The organism is Brevibacillus brevis (assembly GCF_022026395.1).
In the GTDB taxonomy this organism is placed as follows: Bacteria; Bacillota; Bacilli; order Brevibacillales; family Brevibacillaceae; genus Brevibacillus.
Map to the genome: position 1 here is coordinate 3,770,098 of NZ_CP041767.1, position 23,311 is coordinate 3,793,408.

General features: G+C 48.7%; 25 protein-coding genes and 1 pseudogene. 3 read left to right on the forward strand and 23 right to left on the reverse strand.

Going from position 1 to position 23,311, the window contains the following annotated elements; genetic code table 11:
- Nucleotides 1-38 precede the first annotated feature (38 nt).
- Nucleotides 39-1,744, reverse strand: a pseudogene (locus tag FO446_RS17985) (DAK2 domain-containing protein).
- A gap of 13 nt (nucleotides 1,745-1,757) precedes the next feature.
- Nucleotides 1,758-2,123: an Asp23/Gls24 family envelope stress response protein gene (locus FO446_RS17990; protein WP_007728362.1), complete on the reverse strand. Its 366-nt coding sequence runs from the start codon at nucleotides 2,121-2,123 to the stop codon at nucleotides 1,758-1,760.
- Between the two features lie 248 nt (nucleotides 2,124-2,371).
- Here FO446_RS17990 and rpmB point away from each other — a divergent pair, with 248 nt between their 5' ends.
- Nucleotides 2,372-2,560 carry a 50S ribosomal protein L28 gene (gene rpmB / locus FO446_RS17995; RefSeq protein WP_005831020.1) on the forward strand — a complete coding sequence of 63 codons (189 nt, stop codon included), beginning with the start codon at nucleotides 2,372-2,374 and terminating at the stop codon, nucleotides 2,558-2,560.
- A 98-nt stretch (nucleotides 2,561-2,658) separates the two neighbouring features.
- Here the strand turns inward: rpmB and spoVM are convergent, their stop codons facing one another.
- The 6 genes from spoVM to FO446_RS18025 all read right to left on the reverse strand — a co-directional run bounded on the left by spoVM (nucleotide 2,659) and on the right by FO446_RS18025 (nucleotide 6,054).
- Entirely contained in the window at nucleotides 2,659-2,742 is an 84-nt protein-coding gene (gene spoVM, locus FO446_RS18000) for a stage V sporulation protein SpoVM (RefSeq protein ID WP_005831022.1), read from the reverse strand.
- A gap of 23 nt (nucleotides 2,743-2,765) precedes the next feature.
- Nucleotides 2,766-2,939 carry a hypothetical protein gene (locus tag FO446_RS18005; RefSeq protein ID WP_007728365.1) on the reverse strand — a complete coding sequence of 58 codons (174 nt, stop codon included), beginning with the start codon at nucleotides 2,937-2,939 and terminating at the stop codon, nucleotides 2,766-2,768.
- A 191-nt stretch (nucleotides 2,940-3,130) separates the two neighbouring features.
- Complete coding sequence (gene thiT, locus FO446_RS18010) at nucleotides 3,131-3,691, reverse strand: energy-coupled thiamine transporter ThiT (RefSeq protein WP_173608122.1); 561 nt, start codon at nucleotides 3,689-3,691, stop codon at nucleotides 3,131-3,133.
- A 128-nt stretch (nucleotides 3,692-3,819) separates the two neighbouring features.
- Nucleotides 3,820-4,542 carry an amino acid ABC transporter ATP-binding protein gene (locus FO446_RS18015; RefSeq protein ID WP_069849464.1) on the reverse strand — a complete coding sequence of 241 codons (723 nt, stop codon included), beginning with the start codon at nucleotides 4,540-4,542 and terminating at the stop codon, nucleotides 3,820-3,822.
- Nucleotides 4,535-5,194 carry an amino acid ABC transporter permease gene (locus FO446_RS18020; RefSeq protein ID WP_173608123.1) on the reverse strand — a complete coding sequence of 220 codons (660 nt, stop codon included), beginning with the start codon at nucleotides 5,192-5,194 and terminating at the stop codon, nucleotides 4,535-4,537. Before FO446_RS18020 ends, FO446_RS18015 begins: the two co-directional genes overlap by 8 nt.
- A 53-nt stretch (nucleotides 5,195-5,247) precedes the next feature.
- Nucleotides 5,248-6,054 carry a transporter substrate-binding domain-containing protein gene (locus FO446_RS18025; RefSeq protein ID WP_173608124.1) on the reverse strand — a complete coding sequence of 269 codons (807 nt, stop codon included), beginning with the start codon at nucleotides 6,052-6,054 and terminating at the stop codon, nucleotides 5,248-5,250.
- Nucleotides 6,055-6,298: 244 nt separating this feature from the next.
- Here FO446_RS18025 and FO446_RS18030 point away from each other — a divergent pair, with 244 nt between their 5' ends.
- Together FO446_RS18030 and FO446_RS18035 are read left to right on the forward strand one after the other, a co-directional pair.
- Nucleotides 6,299-7,432, forward strand: coding sequence for a M20 family metallopeptidase (locus FO446_RS18030; protein ID WP_173608125.1), 1,134 nt, complete (start codon nucleotides 6,299-6,301; stop codon nucleotides 7,430-7,432).
- 128 nt (nucleotides 7,433-7,560) lie between these two features.
- Nucleotides 7,561-7,983: an RDD family protein gene (locus FO446_RS18035; protein ID WP_173608126.1), complete on the forward strand. Its 423-nt coding sequence runs from the start codon at nucleotides 7,561-7,563 to the stop codon at nucleotides 7,981-7,983.
- Nucleotides 7,984-8,129: 146 nt separating this feature from the next.
- Here FO446_RS18035 and FO446_RS18040 read toward each other — a convergent pair whose 3' ends face one another.
- From FO446_RS18040 to FO446_RS18110, 15 genes are all read right to left on the reverse strand, one after another.
- Nucleotides 8,130-8,594, reverse strand: coding sequence for a protease complex subunit PrcB family protein (locus FO446_RS18040; RefSeq protein WP_173608127.1), 465 nt, complete (start codon nucleotides 8,592-8,594; stop codon nucleotides 8,130-8,132).
- Nucleotides 8,595-8,985: 391 nt separating this feature from the next.
- Nucleotides 8,986-9,636 carry a ribulose-phosphate 3-epimerase gene (gene rpe, locus FO446_RS18045; RefSeq protein WP_015891988.1) on the reverse strand — a complete coding sequence of 217 codons (651 nt, stop codon included), beginning with the start codon at nucleotides 9,634-9,636 and terminating at the stop codon, nucleotides 8,986-8,988.
- Nucleotides 9,630-10,520 carry a ribosome small subunit-dependent GTPase A gene (rsgA, locus tag FO446_RS18050; RefSeq protein WP_237898669.1) on the reverse strand — a complete coding sequence of 297 codons (891 nt, stop codon included), beginning with the start codon at nucleotides 10,518-10,520 and terminating at the stop codon, nucleotides 9,630-9,632. Before rsgA ends, rpe begins: the two co-directional genes overlap by 7 nt.
- A gap of 18 nt (nucleotides 10,521-10,538) precedes the next feature.
- On the reverse strand, nucleotides 10,539-12,521 hold the full coding sequence (pknB, locus tag FO446_RS18055) for a Stk1 family PASTA domain-containing Ser/Thr kinase (RefSeq protein ID WP_237898671.1): 1,983 nt from the start codon (nucleotides 12,519-12,521) through the stop codon (nucleotides 10,539-10,541).
- Nucleotides 12,522-12,526: 5 nt separating this feature from the next.
- The gene (locus FO446_RS18060; protein ID WP_173608130.1) at nucleotides 12,527-13,282 is read right to left on the reverse strand and encodes a Stp1/IreP family PP2C-type Ser/Thr phosphatase; all 756 of its coding nucleotides are present in this window, start codon (nucleotides 13,280-13,282) and stop codon (nucleotides 12,527-12,529) included.
- Between the two features lie 4 nt (nucleotides 13,283-13,286).
- Nucleotides 13,287-14,357, reverse strand: coding sequence for a dual-specificity RNA methyltransferase RlmN (rlmN, locus tag FO446_RS18065; protein WP_173608131.1), 1,071 nt, complete (start codon nucleotides 14,355-14,357; stop codon nucleotides 13,287-13,289).
- Nucleotides 14,358-14,568: 211 nt separating this feature from the next.
- On the reverse strand, nucleotides 14,569-15,915 hold the full coding sequence (gene rsmB / locus FO446_RS18070) for a 16S rRNA (cytosine(967)-C(5))-methyltransferase RsmB (protein ID WP_173608132.1): 1,347 nt from the start codon (nucleotides 15,913-15,915) through the stop codon (nucleotides 14,569-14,571).
- Between the two features lie 3 nt (nucleotides 15,916-15,918).
- A complete protein-coding gene (fmt, locus tag FO446_RS18075) occupies nucleotides 15,919-16,869 on the reverse strand; it encodes a methionyl-tRNA formyltransferase (protein WP_173608133.1) in 951 nt (316 codons plus the stop codon).
- 4 nt (nucleotides 16,870-16,873) lie between these two features.
- Nucleotides 16,874-17,350, reverse strand: a complete 477-nt coding sequence (gene def / locus FO446_RS18080) for a peptide deformylase (protein ID WP_173608134.1) — start codon at nucleotides 17,348-17,350, stop codon at nucleotides 16,874-16,876.
- A gap of 16 nt (nucleotides 17,351-17,366) precedes the next feature.
- Nucleotides 17,367-19,802 carry a primosomal protein N' gene (gene priA / locus FO446_RS18085; RefSeq protein ID WP_232773306.1) on the reverse strand — a complete coding sequence of 812 codons (2,436 nt, stop codon included), beginning with the start codon at nucleotides 19,800-19,802 and terminating at the stop codon, nucleotides 17,367-17,369.
- Entirely contained in the window at nucleotides 19,799-21,046 is a 1,248-nt protein-coding gene (gene coaBC / locus FO446_RS18090) for a bifunctional phosphopantothenoylcysteine decarboxylase/phosphopantothenate--cysteine ligase CoaBC (RefSeq protein WP_173608136.1), read from the reverse strand. The genes priA and coaBC overlap by 4 nt, the downstream gene beginning before the upstream one ends.
- A gap of 75 nt (nucleotides 21,047-21,121) precedes the next feature.
- Complete coding sequence (gene rpoZ, locus FO446_RS18095) at nucleotides 21,122-21,328, reverse strand: DNA-directed RNA polymerase subunit omega (RefSeq protein ID WP_106653312.1); 207 nt, start codon at nucleotides 21,326-21,328, stop codon at nucleotides 21,122-21,124.
- A 4-nt stretch (nucleotides 21,329-21,332) separates the two neighbouring features.
- Complete coding sequence (gene gmk, locus FO446_RS18100; protein WP_047068199.1) at nucleotides 21,333-21,953, reverse strand: guanylate kinase; 621 nt, start codon at nucleotides 21,951-21,953, stop codon at nucleotides 21,333-21,335.
- Nucleotides 21,954-21,969: 16 nt separating this feature from the next.
- On the reverse strand, nucleotides 21,970-22,230 hold the full coding sequence (remA, locus tag FO446_RS18105) for an extracellular matrix/biofilm regulator RemA (protein ID WP_015891999.1): 261 nt from the start codon (nucleotides 22,228-22,230) through the stop codon (nucleotides 21,970-21,972).
- Between the two features lie 24 nt (nucleotides 22,231-22,254).
- The gene (locus tag FO446_RS18110) at nucleotides 22,255-23,139 is read right to left on the reverse strand and encodes a YicC/YloC family endoribonuclease (RefSeq protein WP_232773307.1); all 885 of its coding nucleotides are present in this window, start codon (nucleotides 23,137-23,139) and stop codon (nucleotides 22,255-22,257) included.
- Nucleotides 23,140-23,311 lie beyond the last annotated feature (172 nt).

The window sequence follows — 23,311 nt, forward strand, 5'->3', positions numbered from 1 at the left end:
CGCTCCTCTCCCTGTTCATTCGTTCAAAAAATAGGCTTTTACTCGACAGAAAAAATGAATGGATACAACGGTTGACCGCCTGCCTGGATCTCAACTTCCACATCCGGGTATGAATCGGACAAAGCTTTTTCCAAAGCATGAGCTTGATCTTCTGTCGCATCTTCCCCTAAGAAAATCGTAATGATTTCGGAGTCTTCATCCACCATTCCCAAGAGCAGCGTCGTTGCGCAAGCTAACAAGTCAGGATTTGCTGTGACGATTTCTTTCTCGGCCATGCCGATAAAATCGCCTTCTTTGATTTCTACCTCACCCATTTGCGTGTCGCGAACCGCGTGCGTCACCATTCCGGTTTTCACCTGAGCAATCGCCTTGGTCATCGCTTGCACGTTCGCTTCCGGCTGGGCATCTGCACGGAAGCTGACAAGTGCTGCCAACCCCTGTGGAATGCTCTTCGTCGGTATGACAGAAACCGGAACTTCAGCTAGCTCTGATGCCTGCTGTGCTGCCATGATGATATTGCTGTTGTTTGGCAGGATGATGATGTGCTGGGCATTCAGTCCTGCGACGGCCTTCATGAAGTCCTCTGTGCTCGGGTTCATCGTTTGGCCGCCCTCTACTACCACATGCACACCCATGCTGCGCAGAATCGTAGCGATTCCCTCACCAGCAGCTACCGCGATCAATCCGTATGGAAGCAACTCTGTAGCAGGTTTAGCAGCTGTTTCTGGCTTCGCCTGTCCTTTGCTTTCTTCCGCTTTGAGAATGTTCGCATGCTGCTCGCGCATGTTTTCTATCTTCAGTCGATGCAGGCTGCCGAATTGCTGAGCGTATTGCAGTACGCTTCCCGGATGCTCTGCATGAATATGTACCTTGACAACTTCCTCATCAGAGACGACCAGTAGTGAATCACCCATTGTATCCAGATGACTGCGAAACAGTGCCTCTGAAAACGGCTTTTTGTTCGGCTCGGTGCTATGCGCGACATGAACCATAAACTCCGTACAGTACCCGTACGTGATGTCTTCTGTTTTCATGTGGATTTGTGCATGATGCTGCTCAGAAATGAGCTTGTCCAACTCTTCCTGACCGATTTTGGGTACCGAACGCTCGCGATCGGCGGATAGTTCTTCCCCGCGCAATGCTCGCAAAAACCCTTCATAAATAAACAAGAGACCTTGTCCACCTGAGTCGACTACTCCCACTTCTTTTAGAACAGGCAGCATTTCCGGCGTACGCAACAGCGTAGCTTGCGCCTGCTCGTATGTTTTTTCCATGACAGAGATAATGTCATCTGACGTGCGTGCTGCACGCACAGCCATCTCCGCCGCTTCACGGGCAACAGTCAAAATTGTGCCTTCTACCGGCTTCATCACTGCCTGATACGCAGAGTCAACACCAGCTTTCAAGGCATCGGCAAACTGACGGGCGTTAACCTCATCTTTTCCATTGACTGATTTGCTGAAGCCGCGGAATAACTGGGACAAAATCACGCCGGAGTTACCGCGCGCGCCCATTAACAGACCTTTTGCCAAAGCAGCAGCCGATTCAGTGATTCGGGGGATTCCTTTCGAGACAGCTCCTCCACACCGGAAGAGAAAGTCAAATTCATGTTTGTCCCCGTATCGCCATCCGGCACAGGAAAGACGTTTAATCCATCCACTACTCTGACGTTGTCGGATAAAAGGTTCGCCCCCAGGTAAACCATCCGGCTAAACAGCACGCCATCTAGACGCGTATGTACCAACTGATGTTCCTCCTTACATATCCCTGTCTGTACGAACTCCCTGCACAAAAATATTAACAGCAGTCACATCAATGCCTACCGTTTGCTCCAAGGTATATCGAACACGGCGTTGAACGTTGCCTGCCACCTCAGAAATTTTCACGCCATAGCTGACGATAATGTGCATGTCCAATACTACTTCGCCATTTGTGTTATGAACGACGACACCTTTGCTCAGGTTGTCTCTTCCTAACAGCTCAGCGATTCCATCTTTCAACGCTTTGCGAGAAGCCATGCCCACAAGTCCAAAAACTTCCATGGCCGCGCCTCCAGCAATCCGTGCGATCACATCTTCTGTAACATCGATCTTTCCTAGCGATGTATTCATTTCCACCGTCATGCAAGGACTCCTCCTCTGTTAAACAGCTTGACCGTCATAGGTAAGCGTAACCATGCTTCCTTACAATTCTACACTAACACTTAATAGAAATGAAGCGTTTTGTCGATCCTATCAACCCTACGAGAAAGACTGGGTAAATCATCTTGTCAAGTATTGCAATTGACAGCAATGTTGTGCTAATATAATCGAGTATTTGTATTTCCCACAAAGGAAATCCCGTTTAGATGTAACAAGGGAGGTGGATCGTAATGGCACGTCGTTGCTTTGTAACAGGTAAATCTGCTAAAGCTGGAAACGCTCGCTCCCACTCCATGCGCGCAACTCGCCGCACCTGGGGTGTCAACGTACAAAAAGTGCGCATTCTCGTAAATGGAAAACCGAAGCGCGTTTATGTAAGTACTCGAGCACTGAAATCCGGTCTCGTAACTCGCGTATAGTTAATCTCAGCTATGCGAAAAAAAGCACCCTCGAGGTGCTTTTTTGCATTTCTCCCGTTTCTCCACTCTTCTCCCAAAGGAGGCTCGGGGCCGAGACTTCACTTTTTCTTGTTGAACGCCTCGATGATGCCCCGAATCATGCCACCCAGGAACTTCGGCAACTTGATGGTGTAAAACCGCATGCTACCCCTCCTCACCGAAATTACTACACACGATACAAATACACGCCGGCCCCTATGAGTGCTAATGCCAATAGGCTATACCAAACCCACGGAGGTGCCCAATACAGGAAAATGGTGATTCCCCCGACAGCCAACGCTACCCCGAGAACACGTCGCAAGGCGCCCCCCTGTCGCAGGCGATAGGAGCGCAATCCCATTTCGCGTAAGCACCTCCTTTAGGTGTTCTCAAAAACGTGCATATTACATCATATTCTGCTGTCGGATAAACATGTATCCTGCCACCTGAAAAAAGTATATGTCTAAGAAGTAAAAAATCAGGCAACGAAAACTCGCTGCCTGATTACATTATGTGGATAGTTTGTACATGATACCGATTTTTTCCTTTTTCTTACGCAACTCGATCGCGTGCAGGAAACAGCAGCTGCGATGCGCTGCTAAGCACAACTGTCAAGACGACTCCCGCAATAATCATTTCTGGCAACAGATACGTGATGTTATAAATGAGGGAATATTGCCAGACTGGTACACCTTCTGGAGCGTAGCTGCCAAACCAAATAACACCCGATAGAAAATGGCAGACAAATCGTCCAATCACGCCGATGAGCAAGCCGCTCCACAGTACCATGATTCGTTGCTTTGTTCCTTCGTAGCCAGACAAGCGAAAAAGCCCAGCGAGACCAAGCGCACCAAAAGCAAGAGGATAATCCAGCAACAGCTGAACCGGATGGACAACTGTACTGCCCAAGAACAATTGAAGAAATCCGACAACAAGCCCTGTCATGACACCAGCAGCGAGTCCACGGCGAACAGCGATCAACGCGATTGGTACCATCACCAGGGACACAGAGCCACCCTGTGGCATATCGAAGACCTTGATCTGACTAAAAACAATTGCAAGAGCCGCCATCATCGCCATTTCCAACAAAATGACCAATCGTTGACGATCCAAAATAGTCACTCCCCAAAATAGAATAAATAAAAATTTTTTTACACTGATAATGTTTCTGATTCTAGCCCAAGTCTATGCTCGTGTCAAAGAAAAAAGCCGCTGCCTCATCGGCGCTGCGGCTAGTTGTATTACCGAACCTTCTCCAAAAACTGCTGGGCACGTTCACTTCTTGGCTTTTGGAAAAACTCTTCTGGTGGCGTATCCTCCAAGAGACGACCATCATCGAGGAATAAAATACGATCTGACACCTCTTCGGCAAAGCGCATTTCATGCGTGACGATTGCCATGGTCATTCCGCTATCAGCGAGCCCCTTCATAACCTCCAAAACCTCCTTGACCATCTCTGGGTCGAGGGCAGAGGTCGGCTCGTCAAACAGCATGATTTGCGGTTCCATCACAAGTGATCGGGCAATGGCTACACGCTGCTTCTGACCACCTGACAAACGTGATGGAAAGACATCCGCTTTGTCTGCTAGTCCTACGCGCGCCAATAGTTCTCTCGCCTTTTTTTCCGCTTCCGCCGCAGACATGCCTTTTACTTTCATCGGAGCATAGGTCAAGTTCTTTAACACTGTCATATGCGGAAACAGGTGAAAATGCTGGAAAACCATCCCGATTTGTTGGCGAATGCCCATCACGTCGGCTTTTGGCGCGGTGATTTCCTGTCCGTTGATTGTAATGGTACCCGTCGTTGGTGTCTCCATCAGGTTGATGCAACGCAATAGCGTAGACTTCCCCGATCCAGATGGACCGATGATGGCGACAACCTCCCCTTTACCGATGTTCGTCGTGATGCCCTTCAACACATTCAGTTGCCCAAATGACTTCGTAATGTTATCGATCTTAATCACTGAGTCTCATCCTCCGTTCCAGTACGCGAGCTACCCAAGTCAGGATCATAACCATGACATAGTACAGGATACCGGCCATCATGTATGGCTCAAAATAGCGGAAGATGGTGCCTTTGACCACATTCGCGTTCTGCATGATGTCTGCAAGACCAATCGTGGAAACGAGTGCGGATTCCTTCAAGAGTGCAATTGTTTCATTGACAAGAGCAGGCAAGATATTTTTGACAGCCTGCGGCAAAATAATGTCGAGCATCATCCGGTGATAAGGTACCCCAAGCGCTTTGGCCGCTTCCCACTGCCCTTTATCCACCGCCAAAATTCCACCACGAATAGTCTCGGAAATGTATGCACCTGAGTTTAATGTAAACGTCAAAACAGCTGCTTCCAGTTGTGAAATATTGTAGCCAGTAAGCTGTGGCGTTGCAAAATATACAAAAGTCAGCTGCAAAATCAAAGGTGTCCCGCGGAAAACAGACGTGTAGGCAACCGCGAGCCAGTTCAGCAATTTTACATTCGAAATTTTAATGAGTGCGAGGATGGAGCCCCAGAAAAATCCTAATACAACCGAAATCAAGGTAACAAGTAGCGTGCCCTTTATCCCTTCCAATATGAAAGGAATATAGGGCACGATTTGTTCAAAATCCAAATTCATGCCCATTCTCCCCTCTTGCTGCTTATACAGTTATTCTTCGTTGTCTGGAGAGATTATTGACCGAACCATTTTTGAATCAGCTTGTCCATTTCTCCGTTTTCTTGCATCTTTTTAATCACTTCATTAAATTTCTGTACGTGCGGCGATCCTTTTGGGAACGCAACAGCGGAGCCATTCTTTTCATTTTCTTCCATTGTGGTGAATTGCAGAGAGTCATTGTTTGCCACGAAGCCTTTCGCTACCGTGTCCTCAATAATGGCAGCATCTACGCGGCCCGCTTTTACTTCTTCGACGATCTCAGGCAGCTTGTTCAGTGAAGTGATCTGCAAGCCGGAAACAGTCTTTGCAAGTTCTTTTGCTGCCCCTTCCTGAATAGAGCCGAGCTGTACCGCCACTTTTTTGCCAGCCAATTGCTCAGGCTTGGTCAGATTGCTGTCTTTCTTTGCTACGATTGTATTTTTCGCATCGTAATAGATGGTAGAGAAATCAGCGTTCTTCTCGCGCTCAGGTGTTGCTGTCATGCCCGCCATAACGAAATCCGCGCGATTCGTTTGCAGCGCCGGAATAAGTCCGTCAAAGTTCATGTCGTTAATTTGCAGTTCGTAGCCGAGCTCTTTTGCAATGTATTTCGCGATATCAATGTCAAAGCCGACAATCTCGTCTTTTCCACTGCTCAGATCGTGATATTCATACGGCTTATAGTCCGCAGAAGTAGCCATGACCAATGTTTTCTTGTCTCCAGCAGAAGGTGCAGGTGCTTGTCCTGTTGCGGTTTGATTGCCTGTACCACATCCGGCGATTACCACTGCCGCAAGCATGGAAGTAAGTGCCAGAGAAATAAATGATTTTGTTTTCTTCATGATGAAACCCCCGTTGTTATGATTTTTACGCATAAAGCAGTCTATTCGTAGCATTAATTTGCATGAAAACTTATATTTATGCATCACAATGATTATTTTACTCATAATCTGAACAATTTCAATCATTTTTTACTTGTGTTTTAAACACGGAATATACAGAATTTTATGTACAAATCTTTATTTTTGTGGCAGAAAATCAAACAAGGCTTTATAGTGCTAGTAAAAGGATTTACAGGAGGCTGACATGGAGAAAAATTGGACGTCCTATTTTCGGCAGCAGCTCCCAGAAATTATTGAGGAACTGCGTACATATGTAGAGATGGAAACACCCACCCATAACAAGAAAGCTGTCGATCAATTAGGCAGCCTGATCGCAGAACGCTTTCGCCAATTGGGATGTCGGGTGGAGAGCTTGCCACAAGAGCAATACGGAAATCAGCTGCGCATGGAGTATGGAAATGGCGATGAACAAATCCTCATTCTCGGTCACTTCGATACCGTAAAAGAGATTGGAACATTAGCTGTTGAGCCTTGTCGCGAGGAAAATGGCCGACTCTATGGGCCTGGTACATACGACATGAAAGCAGGGATCGTTTTTAGCTATTTCGCCCTGCGTGCCATGATGGAACATAATCTTTCGCCCAAACATAAGCTCGTCTTTTTTTGGAACACCGATGAAGAGATCGGCAGTGTTTCCTCCGAAATGCTCATTCGAGAGGAAGCAAAAAGAAGTAAATATGCATTGGTACTGGAGCCCGCTGCTGGAGATGGCTCTTTGAAAACAAGCCGCAAAGGCGGCGGAGACTTCATTCTGAAAGTAACAGGCCGCGCTGCACACGCAGGCAATGATCACGCCAAGGGGATCAATGCGATTGCTGAGCTGGCTCACCACGTCCTCGCGATTCAATCGTTTACGAATTATGAAGCGGGCACAACCTTGTCTGTCGGCACCATTACAGGTGGAAGTGCATCAAATGTCGTGCCTGACTTTGCCATGACTGAAATTGATGTCCGTATCCAAAGTCGCGAGGAAAGCGAACGCATTACCCGATTGATGAATCAACTGACCCCTGTCCATCCGGAAGCCAAGCTGTTCGTGGAAGGCGGAATCACCAAACCTCCTATGGAACGAACCGCTGGTACCGAGCAACTGTTCTTGCACGCACAGGAACAAGCGCGTCTGGAAGGTTTTGAATTGACGGAGCAAGGTGTCGGTGGAACAAGCGATGGAAACTTCGCCGCTGATGCCGGAACACCAACACTTGACGGTTTGGGACCTGTTGGTGATGGAGCCCACGCTTCTCATGAGCATATCGTCATTGACGCTATTCCTGGCAGGATTGCCGTCATGCTTCGGATGTTTTTAACCTTGTCATAATAATTTTACAGGTGTATAATTTTATGGAAAATTAAGGCTCCGTCTACTTAACGACGGAGCCTTATCTGCACTATTTTTGAATGGGCAATCATATATATTCCTATTCGAATAACAAGGAGAGGGAAAACATGGAATCAATCACCACATCGCCAAGCAATCCCGTAGGATTTTGGCTCCGACTCGGTGCCGGTCTGCTAGATGCAATCATTGTCGGACTACCGCTACTACTGATCACCTATATCATTACAGGCAATACAGAAGACAATCTTGTTACCAATATTATCTCCTCGCTCTACAGCCTACTCGTACCTGTATTTTGGCATGGCTATACGGTGGGAAAAAGAATTGTCGGTATTCGCATCGCCCGAATCGATGGAGAGCCGGTAGGAGTCGGAACTATGCTGTTACGCAACTTGGTCGGAGGAATCGTGTACGTCATTACACTCGGTCTTGGTATCATCGTCAGCGCCATCATGATTGCTGTTCGCCAGGATAAACGCTCGATCCATGATTTGATCGCCGGTACGTATGTAACCTCGAATCAGCCTTAATTACCATTCATCATACATAAAAATAGCAACTCTGCGACGAGCCCCCTTGGAATCAAATCCAAAGGGGCATTTTTATTAGATTGGCGCCCACAACAGCATGTCCCGACTAGAAAAGACCGGATATAATCATCCGGCCTTTTTCACGTTTATTGGAACAGCACCTTATCAGTTTTTGCATCCATAAACACCATTGTTGTGTAAGGCGGTAGGCTTGCCCGTACTATGATATAAGGTGTGTGCACCGCTGGCATTGTAATATCTTCTGGAGCAGGATTTGTCAGCTCTACATATACCGTGAGCATTTCCCATCCTTGCTCTGTTCCAACAACCTTCAAACCATAGCCAGAGGTAGGCACTTCACCACGGGAGACTACATACAAGTCACCTTGGCGATGTACACCCTTCTTCGCCTTTACTTTCCCTACGAAAGCTCGTTCAGCCGCTGACAATGTACTTTCTTTTTCGATAGACAATTTTTTCGTTTGCACGTCTACTTGAGAAGCCGTGATCGACTCCGAATGTTTTTGTTCAGCATGCACGGCAGCTTGTGAAAATGGCAGAATGGAGAGAATGGTGAGAACCGCTACACTGTTTTTCCATAACGATTTCATACATGATCAACTCCTGATTTTTTTTAGAGGGCGAGAAACATTTCTTGATACTGGCCAGTATCTCTCAGACAGGAAATTTTTACCATCTATCTGGATAATTTGATTTAATCATTATATTTATTAAAAAGCAATATTTTCCAAAATGTTTTATTTTTGTTAATTAACTTTTACCATATATACCCAAAAATCCTTGTTATAGCAAGAATAATTCAATTTTATTCAATTTGTAATACGAACGATAATTATACTTTTATTTTTATTATTAATTGATTTATCATATAATTAGTTATAATATTCAGATGATTACAAACCGATTATAAACAGAGGAAGGCACAAAAAAGCTGACGCCGATTGCATATCGTCGTCAGCTTACAGGAGCTAAGTGTTTTTCTTATTGTCCACGAATTGCAGCGATTGCTTGACCGCGATTTTCCTGATTGAATACGGCGCTTCCCGCAACGAGGACAGTGGCACCTGCTTCCTCGCACAAACGTGCTGTTTGTGCATTGACACCGCCATCGATTTCGATTTCCACATGCCCCAAGCCACGCTCGTTCAGCATTTGACGCAACTGGGCAACCTTTGGCACAACGCTGTGAATGAACTTTTGTCCACCAAAACCAGGGTTCACTGTCATAAGGAGAACCATATCCAAATCAGCGAGGACTGGCTCGATCGTGGAAATCGGTGTAGCCGGGTTCAATACCACTCCCGCTTTCACCCCTTGCTCCTTGATCAAGTACAGCGTGCGATGCAGATGACGGCATGCTTCCTGATGAACTGTAATCCAGTCTGCCCCACTTTTCGCGAATTGCGGAATGTAGCGATCTGGTTCCTCAATCATCAAGTGCACATCGAGAGGCAGCTTGGTCACTGGGCGAATCGCCTCCACAATCAGAGGACCGATCGTAATGTTTGGAACGAAGTGTCCATCCATCACATCCACGTGAATCCAGTCAGCTCCTCCCTTCTCGACATCGAGAATTTCTTCACCCAGACGGGCAAAATCAGCAGATAGGATAGAAGGTGCGATTTTTACCATGGTTTGTTCCTCCGTTGGTATTCTTTTAGCTCGTCGCGGAATTGTTTGTAGTGCTCGTAGCGCTGTTCGCTGATCTCTCCAGCCTCCAGCGCGGCCTGAACAGCACAAGCTGGCTCGCTTACGTGTAGACAGCCACGGAACTTGCATTCCGAGCTGCGATCGGCAAAGTCCCGGAAGGATTCCGCCAGGTCAAGCTCGGAGAAATCGATAAATTCCAGTGAACTGAAGCCCGGTGTGTCTGCCACATAGCCGCCGCCCGCAAGCGGAATCAGCTCGACATGACGCGTTGTATGCTTTCCACGTCCGAGCTTTTGGCTGACATCTCCTGTCTGCAGGCTGACACCCGGGAACAGCATGTTGATCAGAGAGGATTTGCCTACACCTGACTGACCGGCAAAAACCGAAATACGGTCCCGCAAAATCTCATGCACGTCCTCTACACCACGCTCATCGGCCGTGGAGGTCGGAATCACGCGGTACCCGATCGCTTCATACTTCTCCACGATTTCGGTTACCTCTTCTTCCGACACTTGATCGGCTTTGGATAAGACAATCACGGAATCAATCCCTGCATGCTCCGTGTGCGTCAGGAACTTGTCCAACAGCAACGGACTGAACATCGGCTTGTACATCGAGAAGACAAGTACCGCCTGATCCACATTGGAAATGGGCGGACGAACCAACTCATTCGTCCGTTCGCCCACCTCCATGATATAGCCTTCTTCCTCATTGATCACATCGTAGACGACCCAATCCCCAACCAGTGGGTTTACTTTTGCGTCTTTTTTCTTGAAGAGCCCTCGTGCACGGCAACTGTAGATTCGCCCTTCGTCGGCTACATAATAGAAACCGCTGAGCGCTTTCACAATCCGTCCTTCTGGCATTCATGTCCCTCCACTACACTATGGCAAGCTGCTATAGGAAATCGAATACTTTTGTGCCTCCATAAAGTTGTTCATGTTCGGCCCTTTGACCAACAGCCTGATCAACGCATCTTTTTGAGGCGACACTACGTATTGCACGTTGTATTCTTTGCTTTCAGTAACCGTCTCAGTCTGCACAACCTTCGTACCGCTGGCATCCGTTACTTCAATTTGCACTTCCAATGTATCACCAGGCATCACATCGAGATAGACAGGTGAAGTCCCGGTCTTGGCGTCCTGCGGATATTGGCCATTGCTGACCTCAAGTGGAATCGCTACGTCCTTTTGCACATCCATTCCTGGATCGTATGGGTGAGTGCTGAGAACAATGCCTGGTTTGTCGGTTGTATAAGTAGGCACTTCGGTGATTTTCCCGACAGACAGCCCTTTTTTGAACAATTCTATTTGCGCAGCCTCTACGGATTTATTCCGGACATCCGGCATTTTCACGAAGGCTTTTCCTTTACTAATCGTGACCGTCACATTCGTTTTGATCGGGAACACCTTTTCATTGGCGGCTGGGGACTGCTTGATAACCGTTCCTACCTCGGCCTTGTCGTCCTCTTCCTCTACGAAAGTGACATTCTCCAGTTTAAAACCATTGCTTTTCAATGCTTCCTCTGCTGTTGCCCGCGGCAACGTAACCAGATTTGGCATGTTGATCTCTTGTTGTCCTTTGCTTACAAACAAGGTCACAACGGAATTTTCCTTTAATCGCATGGGAGGTGCAGGGTCCTGACGAATCACCATTCCCTTTTCTATCGTATCGTTGGCTTCCTCGACGATACGGGCAACAAGTTTGGCATCCTGAATCTTTTTCTCAGCGAGAGTCACTTCGATCCCTTCTACATGAGGGACCTGTGCCTCTGGTACTGACGGGAACAGATTCAACAGTAAGTTAAATCCGAAGAATGCCAGTACGAAAAACAGTCCGATACCGCCTACCCACAGCAGAGCCTTGACCCACCATTGTTTCTTTGCTGGTTTGACATCCTCTTCTTCTGTACGCTGCTCATAGCGGCTACGCCCCGCTCCTCCGGTTTTGCCATTGGTGTGGCCTTCGAGCATGTCAGGTGTGATGATCGGCACCACTCGCGTCATCTCTTCATCCACCGGGAACGTCAGCTTTTCTTCGTTTAATCGTTCCGGGAACAGGCAGGTCTCCAAATCTTCTAGCATTTCACTCGCGGATGCGTATCTGAGAAATGGATCCTTTACCAGCGCCTTCAAAATGACATTTTCCACACTCTGTGGGATAGCCGGATTGACCTGGCGCGGCTCTGGAAGCGGCTCCTGCAAATGCTTGAGCGCCACTGATATAGGCGAATCACCGGAAAACGGCAGTTCACCTGTCACCATTTCGTACAAGACGATCCCCAGTGAGTAAATATCAGATTTTTCCCCGGTAATCCCACCGCGTGCCTGCTCTGGCGAAAAATAATGGACAGAGCCAAGCATCGCATTCGTATGCGTAATCGTTGCGGAAGTAACGGCTCGCGCAATCCCGAAATCCGTAACCTTCACCCGACCATTTTTTCCAATCATAATGTTATGCGGCTTAATATCTCGATGAATGATCTGGTTTTGATGCGCATGATCAAGTGCATCGCAAATTTGCTCGGCGATCCGCACTGCCTCTTCTACCGGCAGCGCGCCACGTTGAATGATGACCTCTTTCAACGTATAGCCTTCTATGTACTCCATCACCATATAATGGGTATCGCCATCCTGACCGACATCATACACCCCAACCACATTGGGGTGAGATAAGCTCGCCACCGCCTGCGCTTCACGTCGGAAACGATTGACGAAATCTTCGTCCGTACCAAACTGTGAACGCAACACTTTGACTGCCACTGGACGATTCAAAATTAAATCTTTGGCCTTGTATACAATGGCCATACCGCCCCCACCGACGCGGGATTCTATTTGGTATCGTCCTCCCAGTCGTTGACCTTCCATCTCTCTCACCCCTCTTTCTGACCGGCATCAAGCGTATTTCGTACGGCAACCAGCGTTATGTTATCTTCCCCACCGGCATCCAGTGCTTCCTGCACCAAACCGTCCACCTTCGCTTGTAACGATATCTGTTTCTGCAAATTTTCTTCCAAGGAAGGATGACTGACTTTATTGCTCAATCCATCTGAGCAAATCAAGACGACATCACCCTCTGACCATTCAAACTGTCCAAGATCAATGAGCACATCCGGCTCTGTCCCGAGCGAACGCATGATAACGTTGCGGTGAGGGTGGACAGACGCCTCCTCGGCTGTAATCTGTCCACTTTTCACCAGCTCATTGACAAGAGAATGGTCTTCTGTTTTCATGACCAGTCCGTCTTGGTTGTAAAAATACAGACGGCTGTCGCCAATATGCGCGGTAATCACGGAGGATTGGTCAAACAAGGCAGCAACCACAGTTGTGCCCATGCCACTACACTCCGGATGTTCAGCCGCATATTCATAGACTTCTTTATTTGCAAGCAGGACGGCGTTCATCAACTGCTCACGCACATCCTCTGCTTCGAGGTCCCCATCTAGGTGACGCAGTTCTTTTACTATTCGCTCAACAGCTAGGCGACTGGCAATATCACCAGCCTGATGGCCACCCATACCATCTGCTACAATGGCGAGCACGCGTCCGTTTAAATCGGTCACACAGGCATAATAGTCCTCGTTAACCTGACGAACGCGGCCAACATGGGATTTCATCGCGATTTCCATGGCATCACCCCACGGTTTCTTTAGCGTGTTGTGCCCTCAATTGTCCGCAAGCAGCAGCAATGTCACTGCCTTGCTCGCGTCTGATGGTCACATTGATTCCTTTTTCCTCTAAGATGCGTTTGAACTGAAAAATCTCATTGCGTGGCGTGCGTACATAATCACGCTCTGGTACGTAGTTCACCGGGATCAGATTCACGTGGCAAAGCATGTCGCCAATGAGTTCAGCCAACTCCTCTGCATGCTCGGGCTGATCGTTTTTCCCGCCGAATAGACCGTACTCAAAACTGATGCGGCGCCCTGTCTTGTTAATGTAATGGTGGCATGCTTCCATCAGCTTAGCGAGCGGGAAGCCGCGGTTGATCGGCATTAGCTGGCTTCTCAACTCCGTGTTTGGAGCGTGCAGGGAAATCGCCAAGTTCACTTGTCCGCCTCGTTCAGCAAACTCGTAAATCTTCGGCACAATTCCACTGGTGGAAACTGTAATGTGACGAGCACCGATATTCAAGCCACGGTTATCGTTGATGACAGACAGGAACGCCATCAGGCTCTCGAAGTTCTCGAAAGGCTCCCCGATCCCCATGACAACAACGTGACTGACGCGCTCACCTTCCGCATCCAATCTGCGTTGTGCCGTCAATACTTGAGAGACGATTTCACCTGCATCCAGGTTACGTTTTAGTCCCCCTAATGTAGATGCACAAAACGTACATCCGATACGGCAGCCCACCTGCGTCGTAACACAGATGCTGTTTCCGTAGTTATGACGCATAATCACCGTCTCAATCGCATGCCCATCGACAAGCTGGAACAAAAACTTGATCGTTCCGTCCTGCGACTCTTGATGTGTGATTTCCTTGAGTGGCTCCATGCGGAATGTATCCGCCAGCTTTTGGCGCAGCTCCTTGGACAAATTGCTCATCTCTTCAAAAGAAGTGACGCGCTTTACATATAGCCAGTCAAAAATTTGTTGCGCACGAAATGCTTTGTCGCCGGCACTAACCAGCCATTCCTTCATTTCATCTTGCGTCAAACTGTAAATAAGCGGCTTTGCGCCAGTAAATGTCGTTAACGGCATTCTATCTCCACATCCTCAAAATCATTGCTTGCCTAAATCCATTCTATCATTGTACCTCGTGGGGCGTCTCGCTTCAAACGGTTTTGACATCCAGATTCATAAATGCGTCACTTTTCCTAGTGTAAACCAATCTAAGCGCTCGCAAACAAAGGCAAAGGAGTGGCATTTTCCACCTGTTGGTGCGCCACCCCTTGCTTGTACGTCCATTACCTTATCCTCTTCGTTTCAATCGCGCGATAAAAAATCCATCACTCTCGAAATGGTGAGGCAAAATTTGTACGCAGGCTCCGGTTTCATCGACATGCACTCTAACGGCCTCAGGCAGGTCTTGTGCCAGTGTATTATCGAATACGAAATCAGGGTGTTCTTCAACAAAGCGGCGAACAATCTCCTGATTTTCTGCTGGCTCAATTGTACATGTGCTGTAAACCATGACACCACCCTGAGCAAGCATCGGCGCCAATGTCTTGAGCAGTTCGTACTGTAGCTGAGCAATCGCACGGACATCTTCCGGCGTTTTGTTCCATTTCAGGTCAGGCTTGCGACGAATTACGCCAAATCCGGTGCATGGCGCATCCAGCAAGATTCGATCGAAAGTTCCCAACGCTTTTTCAGGTAGGTCCAGTGCATCACTAACAATTGGCTCGATGATCGTAATCCCGAGTCTTTTCGCTGCACCAGCAATCAGATCGCGTTTGTGCGGATGCACGTCACTCGCAATGATTTGCCCGCGGTTTTCCATCATTTCCGCTATGTGCGTTGTTTTTCCACCAGGTGCCGCGCAGGCATCTAATACACGCATGCCTGGTTGGGCTGCAAGAGCTGGTGCTACGAGCATAGAGCTCTCATCCTGAATCGTGAAGTAGCCTTCCTTGAATAAGCGTGAGCCTGCTGCATGTCCGCCTTCCATCAGAATCGCGTGAGGACTGACAGACGACGTTTGTCCTTCCAGCCCTTCTTCCGCCAGCTTGTCCAGCACTTGTTCCTTCGTCGTTTTCCATGCATTGACTCGGACTGAGCTATGCGGCGTTCTGTTGTTCGCTTCGCAAATCGCAATCGTCGTCTCTTCGCCATATACGGCGAGCCACTGACGCACAAGCCATTCTGGATGAGAATAGGCTACAGCGATTTGCAGGGCACGACCGCCTTTTGGCTGACGCTCCCACACATCCGGCTGGCGCAGCACATTGCGCAAAACACCGTTGACCATCGAAGCAATCCCTTGATGACCGCGTTTCTTGGCGATTTCAACTGCTTGGTGTACGGCAGCGCGTTCAGGAATACGGTCCAAAAAACGAATTTGATACAAGCTGAGACGCAGTAAATTGCGGACCCAGGTTTGGACCTTTTTATTCCCGACAAAATGGGACAGGACATGATCCAGCGTCATTTTTCGCTGAATGGTACCGTAAACAAGCTCTGTCACCAGCCCTGCATCTGCTGCACTGAGATTTTCCCGATCAAGGACATTGCGCAGTTCAAGATTGCTGTAGGATTTATGTTCTTCTACCCTATTCAAAACGTCGAGGGCGATATCGCGAGCTCCCTTTTTTGCCACGGACTATTCTCCTACCTTTGTGCCGATTTCAATGCTGCTGCCCGCTCCACGCAAAAAGTCGAGAGCACTCATACGTTTTTTGCCTTCTGGCTGCAATTCGGTTATTTTCACTGCACCACTACCGCAAGTGACAACAATACCGTCTTCCTCGCGAGCGATGATCGTTCCCGGCTCTTTGCCATCGCCGGACACAGGCATTTTTTCTACCCACCACAACTTCCAAATCTTGCCCTCACATGTTGTAAATGCGACAGGCCACGGATTCAAGCCACGGACTTGGTTGTAAATCTGTTCCGCAGAACGGCTCCAGTCAATTTTCTCGTCTGTACGCTTGATATTCGGGGCAAAAGTCGCTGCTGAATGATCCTGTTGCTCTGCTACAAGCTCTCCAGCCAGCAGGGGCGGAACGGTAGCAATCAACAGCTCAGAGCCTGCCGCAGCCAATTTGTCATGCAAGGTCCCCACGGTATCGCGCTCCTCAATCGGCACGACTACCTTGGACAGCATATCCCCTGCATCGAGAGCTTCGACCATGTACATGATGGTCACGCCTGTTTCCGCTTCTCCCTCGACAATCGATTTATGAATCGGGGCACCCCCGCGATATTTCGGCAAAAGAGAGGCGTGTACATTGATGCAGCCATATTTCGGGGCATCGAGCAGTTTTTTAGGCAAAATCTGCCCGTACGCCGCTGTAATGATCAGATCGGGCTCGAGGGCCAACACTTCTTCAAGTGCATCCTCAGCCTTGATTTTTTCCGGTTGCAATACCAAAAGTCCATGACGCAAAGCCGCCTCCTTCACGGGGGGCGGCGTCAATACTTGCTTGCGTCCAACGGGACGATCGGGTTGTGTTACGACTCCAATCACGTTGTAGCCTGCTTCGAGTACTGCCGTAAGACTCGATACAGCAAAGTCAGGCGTACCCATAAACAGGATGCGAGCATCTTTCAAATGGTTATTCCCCTTCCTGGTTCGGGTTTACTTTGTACACCTTGTCAGCTACATCGATAAAGAGGACGCCGTTTAAATGATCGATCTCGTGTTGAGCGCAACGTGACAACAGGTCGTCTGCCTCGAGCTCAACCACATTCCCGTTACGATCATGACCGCGCAGCTTGATCCACTTGTGGCGACGAACGTCTCCTTGCAGGCCAGGAATACTGAGGCAGCCTTCTGGATAATCGTATTGCTCCCCTTCATGCTCAATGATTTCCGGATTGATCATTTCAATCAGTCCATCACCGCAATCCATCACGATGACACGCTTGGAGATGCCCACCTGTGGAGCAGCCAAGCCTACACCGTCAGCATCGTACATCGTGTCTGCCATATCATCAAGCAGCTTGTGCAAATTGGCATTAAATTTGGTTACGACCATTGCTTTTTCACGCAAAATCGGATCTGGATGTTTTACAATTGTGCGAATCGCCATGTGTTTCATATCCTCCCTAAAGCAGTACGTAAGGGTCGACGTCAATCGTCATCAATACTTTCTGCTGTTTGTTCCATTCTTCAAACGCAGCCGTCGCCTGAGCGAGCAGGTCCGACAGTTGCGGTTCATCACGATATTTTAGCATGATCTGAAAACGAAATCTATCCTTCACCCTTGCAATGGGCGAAGCCACAGGGCCCAAGAGAATCGTCGTCTGTGCCAAACGCTGTCGCAAATAGTCAGCCATCGTATGCGCACCGCGGATCACAACAGGTACCTCTTCGTGGCTAAACGTAATTAAAACGAGACGGAAATACGGCGGGTAGCCTGTTCGTCTGCGCTGCATCATTTCATCCTGATAAAATGCGGGATAATCATGCTTGGTCGCATGAACAATGCTGTAGTGCTCCGGCGTATACGTCTGAATCACGACATCTCCGTCCAGCTCATGCCGTCCTGCACGTCCACCTACCTGCGTCAAAAGCTGAAATGTCTTCTCCGCTGCACGGAAGTCAGGCAGATGCAAGGATGTATCCGCTGCAATGATGCCCGCCAGCGTCACTCGTGGAAAATCAAGCCCCTTGGCAATCATCTGCGTACCGAGCAAAACGTCGCCTTGACCCGAACGAAATTTGTTTAGCAGCTCTTCGTGAGAGCCTTTTCGCGAGGTCGTGTCCACGTCCATTCGGATGACCCGGATTCCGGGGAATAGTTTTGCCAGCTCCGCTTCCACCTTTTGCGTTCCGGTACCAAAAAAGCGTATATGCTCACTTTGACACTCTGGACAATGCTTGGGCTGTGCGATGGTGTATCCACAGTAATGACAGCGTGCTGTATGATTCGTTTTATGATAAGTAAGCGAGATGTCGCAATGAATGCAGCGCATCGTATAGCCGCAGGAGCGGCACATGACAAAGGTAGAAAAACCTCTTCGGTTAAGGAAAATGACCATCTGTTCTTCTTTTGCCAGTCGGTCTGCAATCATCTCATGCAGCTTCCGGCTGAACATCGAGCGATTCTGGGCCTGAAGCTCCTCGCGCATATCCACAACATGAACCTCTGGCATCGGGCGATTCCCGACACGCTCCGGCATGCGCAACAGCTCGTATCGCCCACGTGTGGCCAATGCATACGTCTCCAAAGCAGGAGTGGCGCTTCCCATGACGAGGACACCCTGATTCTCTTTCGCTCGCCACAGGGCTACTTCCCGCGCATGATAGCGTGGCGTCTCTTCTTGCTTATACGAGCTCTCATGCTCTTCATCGATCACTATCAACCCAACATTCCGAAACGGAGCAAAGATGGCAGAGCGTGCCCCTACCACCACTTTGACCTGATTGCGGATGATCTTGCGCCACTCGTCATAGCGCTCTCCTTGTGACAACGCACTGTGCAAAACAGCTACGTCTGCGCCAAAACGAGCTTTGAAGCGCTCTACCATTTGCGGAGTCAGTGAAATTTCCGGAACGAGAAAGATCGCCTCGCGCCCTTTTTCCAAAGCGCGTTCGATTGCTTCGAGATACACTTCGGTCTTACCGCTTCCGGTAACGCCGTGCAGCAAGTAAGAAGCATACGTTCCCGACTCAATCGATTGCAAGATAGGGGTCAGTGCCGCTTCCTGTAAGGGAGTAAAGACGGGTTTCTGCTTTTCCTGGAATCGTCGATTGGCGTACGGGTCCCGGTAAACTTCCACTTGCTCGATCGTGATCCAGCCTTTTGATTCCAGACTTTTTAGCGGGGAGCGCGTAATTCCGTATTCATCCCGCAGCATTTGTACAGATAAGGACTGCTCCTTGTGCATAAGCATCAGTTGAAGGACACGGCGCATCTGCTCTGCCCGTGCTGGCAACGAACCAATCGCTTCTTCCAGCTTACCTTCATCCAATAAGCTTCGGACAAATGATTGCTGCTTGCGGGTAATTCTGTCTCTTACCTGATACTCGGTTGCAAGCAAACCACTCTGTATCCAACCCGGAACAAGCAAATACTCCTCCGCAAATTGCTTCTCCACTTCTGAGAGCGGAATTTGCCGTTTGCGAAACAATTCCCACAGAAGCCCGGATCTCCCGCATGCTTCTTCGTCTAATGCGTCTGTCGCCGTCAGCCACTTCTCCGACTTCCCTTTGAGCACAGCAGGGAGCATCGCCTGTACAGCCGTTACCCACGGACACAAGTATTGCTTGGACATCCATTCGCTCATTTTTAGCAGTTCTGGCGTTAGAGGAGGAGTATCGTCTTGTACCTGCACGACATCTTTTAGTCGCGAACGGTCTGGTATAGCTTCATCATCCTCTACGATCCCGATGACATAGCCTTGCAGTTGACGGGGGCCAAACGGCACAACCACACGACTGCCAATGCGAATCAGTGGACGCAACCAAGGCGGAACATGGTAATCAAAAGGTCGATTCGTCCGATTGACCGGAACGTCCACGATAATTTGGGCAATCATGACAGGTCTCGGAGCGGTCTATGCTCTTGCACGGCAAGGACAGCATCAAACAGCTTGTCTGCCACAGCCCGCTTGCTCAATTTATCCAACGCCAGTTGCTCTCCGCCACGGGTTAGCAAGGTCACGATATTCGTATCGCTCCCCATGCCTGCTCCCTCCAGCAATACATTATTGGCTACAATCATATCGAGATTTTTTCGCTCCAGCTTGGACTGGGCATGCTGTAACACATTTTGGGTCTCTGCTGCAAAGCCTACGACGAATTGCTTCGTTTTCCGCTCACCAACCGTTTTTAAAATATCGGGTGCTTTCTCTAGCACAAGGTCGAGTGGACCGTCACCTTTTTTCATCTTATGTTCAGCTACATGCTTTGGTCGATAATCGGAAACGGCTGCTGATTTGACGACGATGTCACAGTGCGGCAATTGCTCCATGACGGCATCAAACATTTCTTGTACCGATTCCACCGCGATGAATTCTACTCCATCAGGACGTGCCAAGGTAGTCGGCCCACTAATCAGTGTGACCTTTGCCCCTCTGTCTCGTGCCGCTTCCGCAATGGCGTAGCCCATTTTTCCTGAAGCATGATTGGTTATGTAACGAACGGGATCAATTTTTTCACGAGTCGGTCCCGCTGTGATCAGTACGTGCTTGCCCTGCAAATCCTTTTCTCGGATCGTTTGTCTGGTCTCATCGGAAGCAAACCATTGACGCACAGCTTCGACGATTTCCTCCGGCTCCGCCAAACGTCCTTTGCCAATCCAGCCACATGCCAATAGCCCGACACCCGGTTCAACAAACCGATAACCATAGGCGGTAAGCTTATCCATATTGGCGATAACTGCGGGGTGATTGTACATATTGACGTTCATGGCTGGCGCGACCATGACAGGAGCTTTCGTAGCCAGTACAGTCGTCGTCAGCATATCATCCGCAATGCCATTTGCCATTTTGCCGATCACGTTGGCTGTTGCTGGCGCGATCAATACGAGATCAGCTCGATCAGCCAGTTCAATATGGCTAATCACATGCGGGTCTGGCTCCGTAAATGTATCTGTATAAACAGGCAGGTGAGACAAGGCTTGAAACGTCAAAGGCTGAATAAACTGTAAGGCGCCCTCTGTCAAAATGACATGTACCAATGCACCTGCCTGTGTCAGCTTGCTGGTCAGTGCAGCAGCCTTGTAAGCAGCGATGCCGCCAGATACTCCAAGAACAATACGTTTTCCTGCAAGCGAATGCATCTGCACTCTCTCCCTTCTCCCCTATCCGAAATCCGAAAAAAACAACCTCGTGAGGTTGTTTTTAAAGGTGACTGCTTATTTGCGACCGTCCAAAAACTCGTGAACGAGCTCGTCGGAGATGAACTCTTCCAGTGCCAAACCTACAAACTTTTTGGATTTTGGTCTCACCACTTGAATTTCGCTGTTTTCGCGAAGCTGACGCGCACGCTTGGATGCGACTGTCACCAGGATGTACTTGCTCTCCGCTTTTTGGGTCAATTCGTCAATAGATGGATACAACATAATTCTATTCAACCTCCTGTAACCATTTACGATATTTGTGAACCTGACGATCTTTTTTCAGATGTTCCGCTGTAATAATTGCTTGGATTCGATCGCAAGCCGATTCGATGACGTCATTTACGACTACATAATCGTAGTGGTCCATGAGCTCGATTTCAGCACGCGCTACTTCCATACGCTTGCGAATGATCTCTTGCGATTCTGTCCCGCGTCCCACAATCCGGTTTTCCAGTTCGTTTAAATCAGGCGGAGCCAGGAACAGGAATGTACCTTGCGGGAAGCGCTCTTTTACTTGAAGAGCACCCTGAACTTCAATCTCAAGAATGACATCGCGCCCCTCATTGAGCATATCGTCCACGAACTGACGAGGGGTTCCGTAGTAATTCCCTACGTATTCTGCCCATTCCAGGAGAGCATCTTCTTCAATCATCTGCTTGAACTCTTCCTGGCTTTTAAAAAAGTAATTAACCCCTTCTACCTCTCCAGGACGAGGCTGGCGTGTGGTAGCAGAAACCGAATACACCAGATCAGGCATCACTTCACGAAGTGCCTTGCATACTGTTCCTTTTCCCACACCAGCTGGTCCGGAAAGAACCAAAAGGAGACCACGATCAACCATACTCATTGTTTACACTCCTACTTTATTCGTCCGATTCGTCATCCTTCGTTGTCAAGCGCTGCGCCACTGTTTCAGGCTGTACCGCTGACAAAATCACGTGATCGCTGTCTGTAATAATGACCGCACGTGTACGTCTCCCATAGGTAGCGTCCACTAGCATGTTGCGATCGCGCGCTTCCTGGATGATCCGTTTGATAGGAGCGGACTCCGGACTTACAATTGAAATAATGCGGTTGGCATTGACGATGTTGCCAAAACCGATATTGATTAGCTTGATTGCCATGACGGCCCAGCCCATCCTTTCATGCTACTCGACATTCTGTATTTGCTCCCGCATTTTCTCCAGTTCTGTCTTGATCTCGACAGCCAAATGCTGAATGCGCAAATGATTCGCTTTGGAAGCAATCGTATTGGCTTCCCGATTCATTTCCTGGAGCAGAAAATCCAGTTTTCGACCAATTGCTTCTTCTTTGCCTAATTGATTGGCAAACTGTTGGCAATGACTATCTAAACGGGTCAACTCTTCACTAATATCACTTTTATCAGCGAAAAAGGCAACCTCTTGCGCTACACGAGCAGGGTCCAATTCAAAAGGTGTCAAACCGGCCCACTCACTAACGCGTTGCTCAAGTCGGCCCTTGTAATCTTCCCTACAAAGTGGGGCCAACTGGGAGATCTCCCGGGTCCATGTGTTGACGGCAGTCAGGCGACTGGCTAGATCAGCATGCAGCAGTTTACCCTCGGTCTCTTTCATCGAAACGAGATCCATTGCTGCGGCCCTGACCAGGTCTTGGAGCCACTCTGCCAGCTCCTCCACATTGTCCTCTGACTCTTTGGTATGTATCACGCCAGGAAAGTGTAGCAGATCCTTGACGGTTAAAGGCGTCTCTAGCGAAAAACGCTGAGTCATCTCGCGGGAAATGGAGACGAGCTGTTCAGCTACATCCCAGTCAATGTCCATGACCGTAGCAGAAGAATTTTTCCCTTCCACTGAGACAGTGACATCGACACGCCCTCTTCTGACATACTGTGCGACCAACTTACGAATCGAATCCTCAAGCATATTCCATGCTTTGGGCAGGCGCACGACAATCTCAGAAAAACGGTGATTCACTGCACGAATCTCGACTGTTGCTCGAATGGAGCCTTTGCTATCTTCTTTTCTACCGTAACCAGTCATGCTTCGAATCACAAGTTTTCACTTCCATAGACGCAAAATCGTTAATTTATTATAGGAGACAACTCTTGGCAGTGTCAACCGAAGCAGCCCCACCATTGAGAAGATTCCTCCTTGCTCTGACTTATGCTACACTGTGACTGGCAGCTGTCTATCTATTATTCTAGCCATTTTTTTGATCTGAGGT

What these genes read in the sequence shown, in the direction of transcription:
- FO446_RS17990 (WP_007728362.1), bottom strand. Translation starts at nt 2,123, where the DNA reads ATGACGGTGGAAATGAATACATCGCTAGGAAAGATCGATGTTACAGAA.
- rpmB (WP_005831020.1), top strand. Translation starts at nt 2,372, where the DNA reads ATGGCACGTCGTTGCTTTGTAACAGGTAAATCTGCTAAAGCTGGAAAC.
- spoVM (WP_005831022.1), bottom strand. Translation starts at nt 2,742, where the DNA reads ATGCGGTTTTACACCATCAAGTTGCCGAAGTTCCTGGGTGGCATGATT.
- FO446_RS18005 (WP_007728365.1), bottom strand. Translation starts at nt 2,939, where the DNA reads ATGGGATTGCGCTCCTATCGCCTGCGACAGGGGGGCGCCTTGCGACGT.
- FO446_RS18020 (WP_173608123.1), bottom strand. Translation starts at nt 5,194, where the DNA reads ATGAATTTGGATTTTGAACAAATCGTGCCCTATATTCCTTTCATATTG.
- FO446_RS18025 (WP_173608124.1), bottom strand. Translation starts at nt 6,054, where the DNA reads ATGAAGAAAACAAAATCATTTATTTCTCTGGCACTTACTTCCATGCTT.
- FO446_RS18030 (WP_173608125.1), top strand. Translation starts at nt 6,299, where the DNA reads ATGGAGAAAAATTGGACGTCCTATTTTCGGCAGCAGCTCCCAGAAATT.
- FO446_RS18035 (WP_173608126.1), top strand. Translation starts at nt 7,561, where the DNA reads ATGGAATCAATCACCACATCGCCAAGCAATCCCGTAGGATTTTGGCTC.
- FO446_RS18040 (WP_173608127.1), bottom strand. Translation starts at nt 8,594, where the DNA reads ATGAAATCGTTATGGAAAAACAGTGTAGCGGTTCTCACCATTCTCTCC.
- rpe (WP_015891988.1), bottom strand. Translation starts at nt 9,636, where the DNA reads ATGGTAAAAATCGCACCTTCTATCCTATCTGCTGATTTTGCCCGTCTG.
- rsgA (WP_237898669.1), bottom strand. Translation starts at nt 10,520, where the DNA reads ATGCCAGAAGGACGGATTGTGAAAGCGCTCAGCGGTTTCTATTATGTA.
- pknB (WP_237898671.1), bottom strand. Translation starts at nt 12,521, where the DNA reads ATGGAAGGTCAACGACTGGGAGGACGATACCAAATAGAATCCCGCGTC.
- FO446_RS18060 (WP_173608130.1), bottom strand. Translation starts at nt 13,282, where the DNA reads ATGGAAATCGCGATGAAATCCCATGTTGGCCGCGTTCGTCAGGTTAAC.
- rlmN (WP_173608131.1), bottom strand. Translation starts at nt 14,357, where the DNA reads ATGCCGTTAACGACATTTACTGGCGCAAAGCCGCTTATTTACAGTTTG.
- def (WP_173608134.1), bottom strand. Translation starts at nt 17,350, where the DNA reads ATGGCGATTCGCACAATTGTAAAACATCCAGATCCGATTTTGCGTGAA.
- priA (WP_232773306.1), bottom strand. Translation starts at nt 19,802, where the DNA reads ATGATTGCCCAAATTATCGTGGACGTTCCGGTCAATCGGACGAATCGA.
- coaBC (WP_173608136.1), bottom strand. Translation starts at nt 21,046, where the DNA reads ATGCATTCGCTTGCAGGAAAACGTATTGTTCTTGGAGTATCTGGCGGC.
- rpoZ (WP_106653312.1), bottom strand. Translation starts at nt 21,328, where the DNA reads ATGTTGTATCCATCTATTGACGAATTGACCCAAAAAGCGGAGAGCAAG.
- gmk (WP_047068199.1), bottom strand. Translation starts at nt 21,953, where the DNA reads ATGAGTATGGTTGATCGTGGTCTCCTTTTGGTTCTTTCCGGACCAGCT.
- remA (WP_015891999.1), bottom strand. Translation starts at nt 22,230, where the DNA reads ATGGCAATCAAGCTAATCAATATCGGTTTTGGCAACATCGTCAATGCC.